This window comes from Xenorhabdus entomophaga, from assembly GCF_037996725.1.
GTDB lineage: Bacteria > Pseudomonadota > Gammaproteobacteria > Enterobacterales > Enterobacteriaceae > Xenorhabdus > Xenorhabdus khoisanae.
The window spans coordinates 1-14,725 of the sequence record NZ_JBBMXH010000107.1 but is presented as its reverse complement, the minus strand read 5'-3'; the positions used below and the strand labels follow the sequence as shown (position 1 = coordinate 14,725).

The window sequence follows — 14,725 nt, the reverse complement described above, 5'->3', positions numbered from 1 at the left end:
GAGCTAAGGGCCAGCCTGAACTTTTTCGTACAGATGGGCGTTCGGGCGTTTGTTGAGTTAAGAACCAGCCTGAACTTTTTTGTGCAATTGGGCGTTCGGGCGTTTGTTGAGTTAAGAACCAGCCTGAACTTTTTTGTGCAATTGGGCGTTCGGGCGTTTGTTGAGTTAAAAGCCAGCCTGAACTTTTTCGTACAGCTGGGTGTTCAGGCATTTGCTGAGTTAAGAGCCAGCCTGAACTTTTTCGTACAGTTGGGTGTTCGGGCGTTTGTTGAGCTGAGAACCAGCCTGAACTTTTTTGTGCAGTTGGGCGTTCGGGCGTTTGTTGAGTTAAGAGCCAGCCTGAACTTTTTCGTACAGCTAGGGATTAGCGCTTTTGTTGAATTAAAAGCCAGTCTGAATATTTTTGCGCAGTTTGGAATTCAGATTTTTGTTGATCTAAGAGTTAGCCTGAACAGGTTTGCGGAACTGGGTAGTCAGGCACTGGAAACACTAAAGTCCAGCTTGGATGCTTTTGTGCAATTAGGAATTCAGGCGCTGAATAAATTAACATATCCTTTGGATGCGTTTGTTCAACTGGGAATTAAGGCTTTTGAAGAATTAAAAGTCAGTTTAAATTTATTTGCACAATTAGGTGTTCAAGCACTGGATAAATTAAAGTCCAGTCTGGATGCATTTGTGCAGCTGGGAACTAGCGCTTTTGAAGAGTTAAAAGCCAGCCTGAATTTTTTTGCACAATTAGGTGTTCAAGCACTGGATAAATTAAAGTCCAGTCTGGATGCATTTGTGCAGTTGGGAACTAACGCTTTTGAAGAGTTAAAAGCCAGCCTGAACTTTTTTGCACAATTAGGTATTCAGGCACTGGATAAATTAAAATCCACACTGGATGCCTTTGTTCAGTTGGGCGTTCAGGCGCTGAATAAATTAACAGCTCCTTTGGATATATTTGCACAACTGGGAACTCAGGCGTTGGATAAATTAAAATCCACCCTGGATGCCTTTGTGCAGATGGGTGTTCAGGCGCTGGATAAATTAATATCTCCTCTGGATGTATTTGCTAAATTGGGTATGCAGGCTTTGGAAGAGTTAAAAGCCAGCCTCAATTTCTTTGCACAATTAGGCATTCAGGCACTGGATAAGTTGAAATCCAGTCTGGATATATTTACTCAGATCGGGGTTCAGGGGCTGGAGGAGTTAAGAGCCAATCTGAATAGATTTGCGCAGGTGGGAATTCAGGCTATGGAGAATTTGAGAGATGGCTTGAAGGCATTTGCACAATTCGGCACCGAAGCGTTGGAAGCGCTAAGAGCTGCCATGGATTTTTTTGGTAAAACCGGAAACAAGGTTTTTGGCTCACTTAATGATGGTGCTGATTTACTATCTAACAAAGGAGGTAAAGATACTTTTGGAAACCAAAGAAAAGGCTTGGGGGTATTAGGGAACATTGGTCAAAAAGTTTTTGGAGTTTTAGGTAGTGGTATAAATATTCTGGCAAGTGTTGGTGTAAAAGGATTATCTTTTTTAAGTAGCGCTTTCAATATCTTAGGCAAGGCAATGATGTTTATTGGCCGGGCTATGATGGCAAACCCAATTCTTGCTGTTATTGGCATTATCGCAATGGCTGCTATTTATATTTGGCAGAACTGGGAAACATTGGGACCAAAATTTACAGCGTTATGGGAAAGCGTTAAAAATATCTTCAGCGGTGCTTGGGAAGGAATTAAAAACCTTGTGAATACCGCATGGGAAGGTATTAAGAGTTATTTCATGAATGGTGGGCTAATAGGCATTATCTACCAAAACTGGGATACCATTAAACAAAGTGCTTCAGATGCTTGGGAATCGGTTAAAGCTACAATAAGTGGAGTTTGGGAATCCGTTAAGCAGAATACATTAGAAATCTGGGAGAACGTTAAAAAATCAATTTCAGATAGATGGAATGAAATTATTGCTGATGTTCAAGCCATTCCGGAAAAATTAAAAGCTGCTGGTTCGGAAATGATCGATAGCTTGTTAACGGGTATTCAAGAAAAATGGGAGGCCCTGAAAGGTAAAATTTCCTCTATTACTGACATATTTAAATCGTGGTGGTCAGGTGATGATAAAAAGGAAATTGTTGTAAAAACCTCAAAGGAAATAACCAATAACGAAACTAATGAAAAAGCGAAACAAATTGGTCAATACGATAAAGGTGGCTCCATTTCAGCGGGAGAAATTGGCATCGTAGGTGAGCGCGGTCCTGAAATTATTAGTGGTTCGGCAAATGTCATCAGTCGTAAAAATACGGCGAATTATGCTGCCTTGGGGGTTGCTGTCGCTTCAATGTCTTTGCCCGTAGCGGCACAGGATACACCGCTGCATCCGCAAAGTTTACCTACTCATTCTTATGAGGAAGTTCAGGCGAAAAGGGAGCGGAATCAGCCACAACAATTTGGTGGTGCCCCGCAATATAACATTTATGTCTATGGTTCACAGGGACAATCCGCTCAGGATATTGCCCGAATGGTCAGACAGGAACTGGAACAACGGGAACGTATGCAGCAAGCCCGTATGCGTAGCTCATATTCTGATAGGGAGGAATTATTCTCATGATGGCTGCACTTGGTTTATTCGTTTTTATGTTGAAAACAACGCCATACCAGAGTTTTCAGCATAAACAAAGCTGGAGACATGCCTTCAATAGCCGTGTGGGAGCACGGCCTGCCTGGCAGTTTATCGGTCCGGATAATGACACGGTCACGCTATCAGGGGAACTTTATCCTGAGCTGACAGGTGGTTCTCTTTCTCTGACCGCATTGAAATTAATGGCAGACAGTGGTAAAGCATGGTCTTTCATTGATGGTAGTGGTGCGATTTATGGCATGTTCGTTATCGAAAGCATTGATGAGACAAAAACGGAATTTATGTCGGGCGGTGCGGCCAGAAAAATCAGTTTTACACTGACCTTACGGCGGGTTGATAACAATCTGCTTGAAATGTTGGGAGATTTGCAGGAGCAGCTATCTGAAATAAGGAACCAACTGCCTAAGTCATTGGATGAGCTTTATAAACTTAAGGATCAAGCCATTGATAAAGTTAAGGGAGCATTCTCATGATAGATTTTCAACAGTGGATACCAGGTACAGATTGGGTTCCCCAATTTGATTTGATTACTGGCAAAGATGGTGCACCGGCTTTTCGATTGGAAACCAATAACAAGGATATCACTGGCAAAATTCAATCACGTTTAATGTCTCTCACACTGACGGATAACCGCGGCTTGGAATCAGATCAGCTAGATATTGAGTTGGATGATGCGGATGGAAAACTTATATTTCCTTCCCGGGGTGATATTCTGATACTGGAATTGGGGTGGTATGGCCACCCCTTAACCCCAAAGGGAAAGTTTGTCGTTGATGAAATTGAACATTCTGGTGCCCCTGATCGGCTGACAGTTCGTGCCCGCAGCGCTGATTTTCGTGGTGATCTGAATGTCAAGCGCGAAGCGTCTTATCATAAACACTCGTTAGAGAGTATTGTTAGTACGATTGCCACGAGAAACCACCTGCAATTTCAAATCAGCAATGAATTGAAAGGAATCTCTATACATATCGATCAAACTAATGAATCTGATGTGAGCTTTCTGACACGCATAGCTCAGCAGGAAGGGGCGATTGCTTCAGTCAAAAATGGTGAATTGCTGTTTATTCTTCAAGGACAAAATAAGAGTGCGAGTGGTATGGCAATTCCTCCTGTTTTGATTACTCGTCAATCAGGGGATAGCCATCGGTTTTCTCTGTCCGATCGTGAAGCTTATACTGGTGTGGTCGCTCAATGGTGGGATACACAAAGGGCGTCTAAACAAACAGTAACCTATAAACGGCAGGAGTCAAAGAACACAAAGGTTGATGTTTCTGTTCACTATGACAGCAGCAAAACTCAGGTATCAGATAAAACTGTGCTTAAAACGAGTAGTTCTCCTTCTAATTTTAGTTTTTTCAAAAGGAAAGATAAAAAAGACCACAAGATGGTGAAAGGTAAAAACAAAAAGCCAGGTGTTGTCGATTTATCGAAAAAAGATCCTAAAAAGAAGGGGGGTAAAACATCTCCTTATGACAAGCCCAGCCACAAAAAAGCAAAAAAGTTGGGTGGTGATAATACTCGAAGAGATAAAAGTCAGTCTTATTATGAAGAAAAGCAAGAATCAGTGCTTGAGTCTCATGAAGCAACGACTGAAACCAAGACGACCAAACAAGAAGCTCAAAAATATTTGCAAGGAACAGAAGAGAATGTACTGAAACTCTCCCGTGTATATAACAGCAAAGAAGAAGCAGAACGTGCTGCTGAAGCAGTTTGGAAAAAACTACAGAGAGGAGCGGCTCAGTTTTCTATCACTTTGGCGAAAGGGCGTGCTGACATTTATCCTGAAACACCTGTACAAATTGATGGATTTAAGCCGGAGATAAACGGAACTAGCTGGACGATAGTCAAAGTGACCCATAATCTCAATGACAGTGGCTTTACAACATCACTGGATCTCGAGATTAAACTTGATGATATCGAAACCAAAACTGAGAATACTGAAATAAACACTTGATCTCGATATGAGATCTTTGGTATATTGTTCACCAGACGAGAAGATGTTATTTCAAGAAAGGTGAACAATATGATTAAGTGTCCTCTGTGTGATCAGTCAGCACATACTCGTAGCAGCTTCGAACATTCAAGCCAAACAAAGGAGCGCTATAACCAATGTCAGAACATCAATTGTGGAGCAACGTTCGTCAGCCATGAAACCTTTGTCCGTTTCATTTCTAAGCCGGGTGAAGTCCAGAATGTAACGCCGCATCCAAAGGCAAAAGCTAAGAGACAACCTCGCCAGAAAGCGGCTGCCGTATAATAAATAACGAAAAAATCATTGCTCCAGTTTTTGCCACCGTTATGGTGGCTTTTTTATGGATGTGGAATTGTCGGGGTTCTCTAATCGAGAACTTTATATGACGCCTACTTATTAACAAAGCAGGCGTTAAAATTATTGGCAGGGCTATTTCTGGGATTCTGCCTGCAAAATCCTTTGCATCTCATCTTTGATGTGTAATTTTTCTTTTTTCAGACGTATAACTTTATCGCTGTAGCCAGTTCCATTTGGGCCTTCAAGCTGGGTTATCTCGTTGTCAAGTCGGTTATGTTTTTCAAACAGGGATTGGAAGCGGGGATGAGATTCTTTCAGGTTGGATACTAAATCACGATATTCTGGAAACATGAGACCTCCTATACGAAATTTACTACCACACTATACGAGTGTAGCAGCCCATTGTAATCTCAGATTTGAGAGATATCACATAAAAAGATCGGGTACTCTTTGTATGGCTAATTGTATGGCTAACTTATTGTTAATGAAAATTAATATTAACTTTTGTTGCATATTCTTTAAGTTTATGGAATAAGCCTAAAAATCAGGGCATTGCCAAAAAAACATAATTCACATCAGTGTTTTTGTTGTTATGATTCAATCTCCTTTTTAAATATATTCAGAGGTGATATATGAAAAAATATCTATTTCCTTTAGCTGCTTTGATGGTATCGACTTCTGTTTTCGCTGACAAAAAACTGGAAGATGTAGCACCTTATCCTGCTGCTTCTGAGGGAATGGTACGCAGTGTGATTGAACTTCCCCAGAAAGAGCATGAAAACAACTACATGGTTGAGTTGATGATTGGCAAGGACATGAAAGTGGATTGCAACCATCATTGGTTTGGTGGCAAGTTGGAGACCAAAGTATTGGAAGGGTGGGGATATGATTATTATGAGCTAAATAAAGTCTCTGGTCCCGCTTCAACAAAAATGGCCTGTCCAAATAAGGAAAAAACAGTACGTTTTGTTCAGGTTAATTTAGGTAAAGATGCGCTTATACGTTATAACAGCAAATTACCTATCGTGGTATATACACCAAAATCGATGACAGTTAAATATCGTATTTGGCAGGCATCGGATGAAGTCAAGGAAGCAGTGCATAAATAATCTATTGATCTGGTAAATCAACAACCTGAGTTTTCATGATATTAAACTCAGGTTGTTCGATTTATAGCATTAATTTCTGTTTTTGAATTGTTTTACTTTTCATAAATTAGCTGTTTCTACGACATTATTTTTCACTAGGTTAACAATAGAGCATCCCATAAGAAACTGAACTTCAAATTCACATTGATGATATTTGTTTCTCCTTTTTTTCTGCCTGTAATTCCTTGCCCATATTTAAAAATACTAACTAAACTGTTTTTGGATTCTTTTGCATTCATGCAAATATCATTGAGGAATCGTAGAATGTTTAAAAAACTATCAGCAGAGTTCTTTGGTACTTTTTGGTTGGTGTTTGGCGGATGTGGCAGTGCTGTTTTAGCAGCAGCATTTCCACAGCTGGGGATTGGTTTTTTGGGGGTATCTCTGGCTTTTGGTTTAACTGTGGTGACAATGGCCTATGCCGTGGGGTATATTTCAGGAGGGCATTTTAATCCTGCGGTAACATTGGGATTATTTGCAGGAGGGCGTATTTCTGCAAAAGATGTCCTTCCTTATATCATTGCTCAAGTGATTGGCGGGATTGCAGCAGCAGCAGTACTTTATCTTATCGCCAGTGGTCAAAGTGGTTTTGATGCAACGGCGAGTGGTTTTGCCTCTAATGGTTACGGCGAACATTCTCCAGGTGGTTTTTCATTACAAGCTGCAATTATTATTGAATTAGTATTAACCGCATTTTTCTTGATGATCATTCTTGGGGCAACAGATAAAAATGCGCCGGCTGGCTTCGCACCATTAGCTATTGGTCTGTCTTTAACCCTTATTCATTTAATCAGTATTCCTGTGACAAATACGTCTGTTAACCCGGCAAGAAGTACAGCAGTTGCTATTTTTCAAGGAACTTGGGCCTTGGAGCAACTTTGGGTATTTTGGTTGATTCCATTAATTGGTGGTGCTATTGGTGGATTGATATATCGGATACTATTACAGAAAGAAGACTGACTCATTAATTAATATTCCTCTCATTTTGAAAATCCATGCTATAGCATGGATTTTTTTCTCATTTTTATGATAAATTTTCCTCACAGTTCAATCTATTATTAAAAGGAAAAATGATGGAGAAGTATATGACATGGGAGCGAGGTGAATACTGGATAACAACAGATAAGAGAAAAATTGATATTCATTTCGTACATAGTGAGTTGTCGCAATTGTTTTGGGCACGCGGTATTGAGTTTGAAAGAGTCAAAACTGCGATAGAAAATAGTTTATACTTTGGACTGTTTCATCGTGATAAAGAAATTGGATTTGCCAGATTAATAACTGACTTTGCCATATTTTCTTATATCTCAGATGTGTTTATTATTGAGGAATACCAGAAAAAAGGATTAGGACGTTGGCTGGTGGAATGTATTTTGCAACATCCGGTCATTCCTCATGTACAAAATGTGGCATTAGTAACTTCTACTGCGGGAGGGCTTTATAAAAAATTTGGTTTTGAGCCTGTTACAGAGAAGGATTTTTTGTGGATGCTGGATAAAACGAAAATGCCAAATAACTTAGATAGATGATAAAGAAATCAGGCGGTTATTATTGGTTTTGGATAATACCGCCTGTGTTGCCTATATCTTCTTACTAGAAGAATGCAAAATAACTTAAAAAAATAAGAGTCATCGTTTTTTAACAGTAGCATTTTTTTTAAATAAAGTAATAATATCGGGCAGTAGGGTGATTAAACCAGCCAGAGCCATACCTCCACCTACCCATAATGGTGCCTTCAATCCCCATCCTAAGTTAATACAAAATCCACCGAGAAAAGAACCAATGACAACACCACAAGTAATTACAGAGGAATGAATAGTATTCATCAGTGGACGGCCATTAGCAGTTCTCATAACTCGTGTTACCATTGCTGGGTTCATGGTTACTCCCACTAATCCGATGCCGATTATAGATAGAGTTGAAAGTAATTTTTGCTCTGCAAACAAACCAAATAAAAAAAGAAATAAGGCCAGAGAAATTAAGCCGATAGTTAAGGCTGCAACAGCGTAGCGATCAGCTAACTTTCCGACCACAATATTGCCCACTATTGTGGCGGCACCATAAACAAAAAGTAAATTGGATATCATATTATCACTGTAACCAGTGACTTCTTTTAATATTGGTATGAAATAAGTAAATGCTGAAAAGGTTGCTCCAATAATCAGTAAACTAGTGGAAAAAATTCTCCATAATTTTAGTTTTTTTAGGCTACTCAGCTCCTCCCACACATTAGTTGTGGGAAGTTTTGGAATAGTAGGTAAGCAGAGTATATTTACGAGGCTGGCGAGTATAGCCAATATGCTGGTTGCCCAAAAACTTTCTCGCCAACCTGAATAGGTGCCTATCAAGTTTGCTATGGGTAACCCCAAGATAGTTCCTACCATAATACCGGAAAGTACTATTGAAATAGCCCATCCTCGTTGCTGTTCTGCAACAAGTTCTACACAGATTGCTAATGTGACGCCAAAAAAGGCGCCTGAAACAACACCAGTTATGACTCTTGCTATCATCAGCATAGGATATGAGGTCGCAAGTGCTCCAAACATTTCACCAAAAATGAAAATGAGATAGAGAATGATTAATGCGCTTTTGGGAGGCGTTTTTAATAAGCTCATGGCTAAAAATGGGCCGCCAAAAGCCATGGCTAGGGCATATAAGGAAACAAGATAACCAACTTGAGAAATAGAGATACCTAAATCATGAGCCATGATTGGCATCATGCCCGTTACTTGAAATTCACTTGTTACAATGGTGAAGATGCCGATTGCCAATATGTAAATAGAAAAGGGAAGAGATTTTTTCTTTGCAGTAGGCTGGCAATGATGAGTGATATTAAGCTGATTTTTTTCCATAGTCGTCTTTTTTGCTTGTTTATTGATTAATTTTGTAGTGTTAATTACAAAATTATATGACTTGCGAAAATGCGTCAAGGTATTTATGTTATAGTCACTACAAAAATATTGATGGTACATATGATGACATTACGAGGACGCCCCCCAAGTTTTGACCGAGATATTGCACTTCAACAGGCAATGGAGCTGTTTTGGGTTAAAGGTTATGAAGGGACACAGCTTGTTGATCTCACAGCTGCGATGAATATCAATCCACCGAGTTTTTATGCAGCATTTGGTAGCAAGAAAAAAGTCTTCTATTCAGCGGTTGAACTCTACATTAAAACTGTAGGTGCTAAGGCTATGGATAGACTGAATGAAGCCAGTAGTGTGCGGGAAGGATTGAGAGCGATGTTGGAATGTTCAGTGGATATCGCTACTTCAAAACGTTCTGGAGGATGTTTGCTTATTTTAGGAATAATTAACAATCTACAAGAAAATGATGATGTTTACACTTACTTGAAAACTGTGCGTAAAAACACGCTGGCATTGATTCATACCCGGATAGCTGAGGGAGTAGAAAATGGTGAATTATCTGCTGATATCAGTGTTGGAAAATTGGCATCATATTTTCTTGGAATTATGCAAGCAATTTCATTTCAGGCTCGTGACGGAGCATCAAAAGACGAACTTATGAGTTTAATTGATCCTGCAATGGCTGCAATATCTTAGTAGTGGCTTAATATCAGAAAATATTGCAACCCGGCAAAAAAAACAGCTCTCATTGGAATGATTGCAACTCATTCCAATGACGAATAATTTGTCCGACGATACTGTAATTAGAGGCTGATGGATCATAAAGCGGGTATTTGGCAGTGAGTAACGATTTTCTTTGTTGGCGGCAAGGAATATGGTGATCCCAGCGCTTGCAACCCAACCCGTACCAATCATCATGACTTCCGGTCTGATGAATTTAATCATGTCATGCAGGGTATCTCCTGCTTCAACATGGCCACCTTGGCTATTGATAAATATTTTTATTGGTTCATGACTGATTTCTTGCAAAATTAGCAGTTGGGTCATCACTTTTTCAGCGAGTTGCTGATTAATTTCTCCAGAAATGATAATAGAACGCGATTTAATGAGTTGATTATGAACATATGGCATTGTGTTCATACTTTTCTCAAATTGATTGGTAAATTTATTATTCACGACTTTTTGCTCCTATAACAAATAATATTATATGTTTAATTAATATAGCTTATGGAAGTCATTTTTGCAGGAAATATCATAATTATTTAGGTTAAGTTTCAATGTCAAAAAAATTGAATTATTTTTTTAAAAAATTTAATTGTTTTGTGAAATTATTATGTTATATATTTAGCTGTGTGATTTTTGTGATAATGTTATAAATGTAATTAAATAAGATAAAATCCATAATATTTTTTGTTTTTTCTTTGGTTATATCTTATGGGATTTTATTCTATGTTTTTTTATTTTTTTGTTTGTCTATATAAAGAAGCAAGTGAGTTGGTATCTTATAAATATAAGTATTTTCGTTCTGCCAGCGTAACTTTAGTTGGCTATAGTGTAGATGTAATAAATTAGGAATGAGTTATGGAACATTTTGACATAGAAAAAGTGTCGAATAAGATTCTGCATGAATTGTTACAGTATAGGCGCCGTTTCCCGGGATCTGAACATTCGCTTCAATATGAAGAAAAGAGAGTTTCAGAAGTTCAGCTACCGCGTATTCGTGCATTTGTGGAACAGGGAAAGCCCATCGAGTGCATTTTGCCTGCGTTTCCGACAAAATCACCAAACCCCCGCAAAGTATTAGGTAAGATGCCTGATATGGCGGAAAAGTTATCATTAATTTTTTTAAATTCGTTTTGCCAGCGTATTCAGCTTTATTACCCGCCTGGAGCAAATATTGTTATTTGTTCTGATGGGCATGTATTCAGTGATCTTATTCGGGTTGATGATAACACCATTACTCATTACCAATTGGAAATTGAAAAGTTACTGCAAGAATTAGGTGCAACTCACCTTTCAGTCTTTAATCTCGGCAATGTTGAATCACTCACGCAATATACCAATGATTATGATCAATTACGTGAATTATTGGTGAGTCGTTATGCTTCTTCAATAGAGGAGATTAAGGCAACACTGAAAGAAAACGAAGAAGGTGTTCAATTATATCGGGCTATTACGCGTTTTCTTTATGAGGATAGTTTATTGCCAGAATACACCGGATCGAAAAATGCGCTGCAAAAAGATGCACGCCAGCGATCTGTTGGGGTTATTCAGCGTAGTTGGGCTTGGGGTAACCTGCTTGCGGAGCAATTCCCATTGGCAATTCGTCTCTCCATTCATCCACAGTCTGTAGACAGCATCAAAATTGGTATTCATATGATGCCGACCCGGGATGATTGGCTGACGCCTTGGCATGGTGTGGCCGCCAACATTAATGGTCAGTTCGTGCTGATGAAAAGTGATGAAGTAAAACGGATGCAGGGACAACTGATCGAAATTCGTGGTGTGCCAAGCCATTACGTGATTAATGGGATACCTGAAGAAAATCAACAAACAAAATCCCTAAAGGCAGCACAGGCAGAATAACCCTGTGATATACCAACTTTTGAGAGAAAGAATCATGAATACATATGAACTCGATTGCAATATTGAAGTGGTAAAACCGTTTGGGCTGCTGATTACACCTAATTATCCTGATCAGGATATCAGCACGTTGCCGGTTGATGCCCTGCGTGAACTGGCCCGCGCTCATTTGTTGGTTGTGTTGCGTGGCTTCCGGTCTGGTTTTACGGATAAAGAGAAGTTGACAGAATATTCCAGCCGCTGGGGTGAAATCATGATGTGGTCATTTGGTGCGGTATTGGATGTGATGGAACATCCTGAACCTTCTGATCATGTTTTGGACAGCGGTAATTTACCGCTACATTGGGATGGAATGTACAGGGAGACAATCCCTGAATTTCAGATATTTCATTGCGTGGCTGCGCCAGAGGCTGCTCAGGGAGGGCGAACTACTTTCGTCAATACTGAGAAATTAATTGCTGATGCCAGCGATGACGAGCGCAATAAATGGAAAGACATAACGATTACGTATCGCACAAGTAAGGTGACACATTATGGCGGAGAAGTTGTTTCACCGCTGATTTGTTCCCATCCGGATGGGGAGCGATGGGTACTCCGTTACAATGAACCGATGAATAAAGAAGATGAGAAATACGCCGATCATCATGCTTTAGTCATGCACGGATTATCACAGGAAGAGCAGGAAACGCTGGAGAAAACGCTATACGAGCGGTTATATGATCCGCGTTATTTATATTCTCACCAATGGCAGTCCGGCGATATTGCCATCAGCGATAATTTTACTTTATTACATGGACGTGAAGCTTTTATTTCCCGTTCCCCTCGTCATATTCAGCGGGTACATATCCATGGCGAACCTGTATGTGAAAACCACAGTTTTCGCACTATTACAGTTTCAGATTCGGATTAAATAAAAGTTGCTTTAGAGGAGTTTTGATTAATGTCTCGTATTGTCTTAGCCGCTGTTGCAACCCCAGGCCATGTTTTTCCAATATTTACTATTACGGAGCATTTAATAGGGCAGGGACATGATGTAACGATATTCAGTGGTTCTCTTTTTCAACAGCAGGCAGAAGCATTGGGAGCCGGTTTTGTTCCTTTCGATAAGCAAGTGGATATTGATTATCGTTGTCTGGAAAAACACTTCCCTGAACGGGCAGAGCATTCTCCCGGAAATACCCAGATGGCTCTGGCAGTGAGGCAGTTTTTTGCAGCTCCTATCCCTGTGTTGTCTAGCCAATTGATGCAGGTACTTGAAGAAGCACAAGCTGATCTTTTGATTATCGACAATACATTTTATTCAGCGCTGCCATTATTGCAGAAATCGGCTGGTGAACGTATTCCTGTGATTGCCATTGGTGTTACGCCATTGTCGTGGTCATCAAGGGATACTATATTCTGGGGGCCTCGCATCCCGCCTGAATTGTTACCCGCCGATTTAACCCGTGAACAATTGGTGGATGAGGAAACACAACAGTTGATCAAACAAGTCAGGGAAGCCTTTAATCAGGCACTGGCTGCTGTAGATTGTCCGCCTCTGACCAGAGATCACAACGATGTTCTGATGAGCGGTGTGGATCGTTTCTTGCAACTGGCAACTCAGTCATTTGAATTTCCCCGTGATGATTTACCCGAAACGGTGGAGTTTATCGGATCATTGGGTGTGAAAGTGGCGGATGATAACACCCAGATAAATTGGCCGGATGAAAGCCTGCCGTTGATTCTGGTGACTCAGGGAACACTGGCAAATATTGATTTCAACCAATTGTTGTTGCCTGCATTACGTGCGCTGGCAAACCTGCCAGTTCGGGTCCTGGCGATTACAGGTGGCCGTTCTTTTGACAAATTGGGGGAAGCGATCCCAGAAAATGCTAAAGTGGTGGAATATCTCAATTTTGAACGCTGGCTTCCTCGTGCATCAGTTTTTATTACTAATGGGGGTTATGGTTCACTGAATTCCGCTATTCGTCATGGTGTTCCGCTGGTGGTTGCAGGAACAGGGGATGGTAAATTGGAAGCGGTTGCTCGCGTAATCTGGTCTCGTTGTGGCATCAGCCTGCATACGGACACACCAAGTGAACAACAGCTATATCAGGCAGTGACAAGGATATTATCCTCTCCTATATGGCATCAGCAGGCACAGATTATTAAGGCAGATTATGCAGCTCATAATGCTTTGGAATCGATCACTCGCCATGTTGATGAATTGATTGCTCAATCAGCATGATGTGTCACTAAAGTATGACGTAGATAATCGATATCTATCGGTTATGAAGCCATAAAACATGAAAACAGAACGCGGTATGTTTATTCTACCGCGTTCTTTCACGATTAAGCTTTTTCTCTCACACCTTCAACAGAAATGACTAACTCGACTTCCTGACTTTTTGGCCCCAAATCGCCTTTAATATTAAAATCTTTCAATTTGATTTTTCCGTTAGCTTCAAAGCCTGCACGGTATCCGCCCCAAGGATCATTGCCTTCCCCGGTTAATTTGGCGTTCAGTGTCACTGGCTTGGTGACGCCATTTAATGTCAAATCACCAATGATGGTGTAGTTTTCTCCTGTTTTTTTCACTTCGGTTGACGTGAACTTAGCTTCCGGATATTTTGCCGTGTTCAAAAAATCAGGGCTGCGTATGTGCTTGTCACGCTCAGCATGATTCGTATCAACGCTGTTTGTTTTAATAATGACATTAACTTTATCTGCGGCAGGATTTTGGGCATCAAACGTAAATTTGCCGTCAAATTTTCTGAAGCCACCGTGAAGCCAGCTTATACCCAAATGTTGAATGCGGAATTCAATAAAAGCATGTTGACCGGCAGTATCGATTTTATAGTTAGCAGCCATTGCTGAGCTGGTACCCATCAATAAAACGCCTGCGGTCAGGCCGATTAGTGCTTTTTTCAGTACAGTCTTATTAACCATATAATAATTCTCCAGAAATTATTTCTTATCGGGATTACAACCAAACATTCTTTTTAAGGTGATATCGCGGTCAATAAAGTGATGTTTTAATGCCGCCAGCCCATGCAGTAGCGAAATCACTACAACAATCCAGGCAAAATAGAGATGGATAACACCGGCAGTATCAGCTTGTATTCCCTGTTCTGTAAGAGTGGCGGGGACAGGGCGAGAGCGTGAACTTTTTGTTAAAAAATTTCAGGTTTGACGAATAAGAAAAAATATAATTTCATACTTCTTTTTTCGGGAAGTCTTCTTATGAGTATCGATGCTTT

14 protein-coding genes and 2 pseudogenes are annotated in these 14,725 nt (G+C 40.2%); 11 read left to right on the top strand and 5 right to left on the bottom strand.

The annotated features are described in order from the left end of the window. From AAC854_RS18350 to AAC854_RS18335, 4 genes are all read left to right on the top strand, one after another. A partial coding sequence (locus AAC854_RS18350) for a phage tail tape measure protein (protein ID WP_340618383.1) occupies window positions 1-2,589 on the top strand: 2,589 nt, incomplete at its 5' end. Then, complete coding sequence (locus AAC854_RS18345; protein WP_340618382.1) at window positions 2,586-3,092, top strand: phage tail protein; 507 nt, start codon at window positions 2,586-2,588, stop codon at window positions 3,090-3,092. The genes AAC854_RS18350 and AAC854_RS18345, both read left to right, overlap by 4 nt. Further along, window positions 3,089-4,573 carry a phage late control D family protein gene (locus AAC854_RS18340; RefSeq protein WP_340618381.1) on the top strand — a complete coding sequence of 495 codons (1,485 nt, stop codon included), beginning with the start codon at window positions 3,089-3,091 and terminating at the stop codon, window positions 4,571-4,573. Before AAC854_RS18345 ends, AAC854_RS18340 begins: the two co-directional genes overlap by 4 nt. Before the next feature lie 69 nt (window positions 4,574-4,642). Further along, window positions 4,643-4,876, top strand: a complete 234-nt coding sequence (locus AAC854_RS18335; RefSeq protein WP_340618380.1) for an ogr/Delta-like zinc finger family protein — start codon at window positions 4,643-4,645, stop codon at window positions 4,874-4,876. A gap of 144 nt (window positions 4,877-5,020) precedes the next feature. Here the strand turns inward: AAC854_RS18335 and AAC854_RS18330 are convergent, their stop codons facing one another. Further along, entirely contained in the window at window positions 5,021-5,239 is a 219-nt protein-coding gene (locus tag AAC854_RS18330) for an HP1242/YdcH family protein (protein WP_340618379.1), read from the bottom strand. Between the two features lie 281 nt (window positions 5,240-5,520). On the opposite strand from AAC854_RS18330, the gene eco reads away from it, so the two are divergent. The 3 genes from eco (at window position 5,521) to AAC854_RS18315 (ending at window position 7,565) form a co-directional block, all read left to right on the top strand. Further along, window positions 5,521-5,997, top strand: coding sequence for a serine protease inhibitor ecotin (gene eco, locus AAC854_RS18325; RefSeq protein WP_340618378.1), 477 nt, complete (start codon window positions 5,521-5,523; stop codon window positions 5,995-5,997). A 303-nt stretch (window positions 5,998-6,300) separates the two neighbouring features. Further along, complete coding sequence (aqpZ, locus tag AAC854_RS18320) at window positions 6,301-6,996, top strand: aquaporin Z (RefSeq protein WP_340618377.1); 696 nt, start codon at window positions 6,301-6,303, stop codon at window positions 6,994-6,996. A gap of 125 nt (window positions 6,997-7,121) precedes the next feature. Then, window positions 7,122-7,565, top strand: coding sequence for a GNAT family N-acetyltransferase (locus AAC854_RS18315; protein WP_340618376.1), 444 nt, complete (start codon window positions 7,122-7,124; stop codon window positions 7,563-7,565). Between the two features lie 99 nt (window positions 7,566-7,664). On the opposite strand, the gene AAC854_RS18310 is transcribed toward AAC854_RS18315, so the two are convergent. After that, window positions 7,665-9,008, bottom strand: a complete 1,344-nt coding sequence (locus AAC854_RS18310) for an MFS transporter (RefSeq protein WP_340618375.1) — start codon at window positions 9,006-9,008, stop codon at window positions 7,665-7,667. On the opposite strand from AAC854_RS18310, the gene AAC854_RS18305 reads away from it, so the two are divergent. Then, window positions 8,958-9,599, top strand: a complete 642-nt coding sequence (locus AAC854_RS18305; protein WP_340618374.1) for a TetR/AcrR family transcriptional regulator — start codon at window positions 8,958-8,960, stop codon at window positions 9,597-9,599. The two genes, AAC854_RS18310 and AAC854_RS18305, sit on opposite strands and share 51 nt — an antisense overlap. Window positions 9,600-9,707: 108 nt before the next feature. On the opposite strand, the pseudogene AAC854_RS18300 reads toward AAC854_RS18305, so the two are convergent. Then, window positions 9,708-10,043 (bottom strand): annotated as a pseudogene (locus AAC854_RS18300) (ATP-dependent Clp protease proteolytic subunit); the annotation flags it as partial. 441 nt (window positions 10,044-10,484) lie between these two features. Here AAC854_RS18300 and pvcA point away from each other — a divergent pair. Genes pvcA through AAC854_RS18285 form a run of 3 tightly spaced genes read left to right on the top strand, consistent with a single transcriptional unit; the run spans window position 10,485 to window position 13,713 of the window. Beyond that, the gene (gene pvcA, locus AAC854_RS18295; RefSeq protein WP_340618373.1) at window positions 10,485-11,489 is read left to right on the top strand and encodes an L-tyrosine isonitrile synthase; all 1,005 of its coding nucleotides are present in this window, start codon (window positions 10,485-10,487) and stop codon (window positions 11,487-11,489) included. 34 nt (window positions 11,490-11,523) lie between these two features. Further along, complete coding sequence (pvcB, locus tag AAC854_RS18290) at window positions 11,524-12,396, top strand: tyrosine isonitrile desaturase/decarboxylase (RefSeq protein ID WP_340618372.1); 873 nt, start codon at window positions 11,524-11,526, stop codon at window positions 12,394-12,396. Between the two features lie 30 nt (window positions 12,397-12,426). Beyond that, complete coding sequence (locus AAC854_RS18285) at window positions 12,427-13,713, top strand: rhabduscin glycosyltransferase (protein ID WP_340618371.1); 1,287 nt, start codon at window positions 12,427-12,429, stop codon at window positions 13,711-13,713. Between the two features lie 104 nt (window positions 13,714-13,817). Here AAC854_RS18285 and AAC854_RS18280 read toward each other — a convergent pair whose 3' ends face one another. Then, the gene (locus tag AAC854_RS18280) at window positions 13,818-14,414 is read right to left on the bottom strand and encodes a YceI family protein (RefSeq protein ID WP_340618370.1); all 597 of its coding nucleotides are present in this window, start codon (window positions 14,412-14,414) and stop codon (window positions 13,818-13,820) included. Window positions 14,415-14,432: 18 nt separating this feature from the next. Further along, window positions 14,433-14,615: pseudogene (locus AAC854_RS18275) on the bottom strand (cytochrome b); the annotation flags it as partial. Window positions 14,616-14,725: the final 110 nt, after the last annotated feature.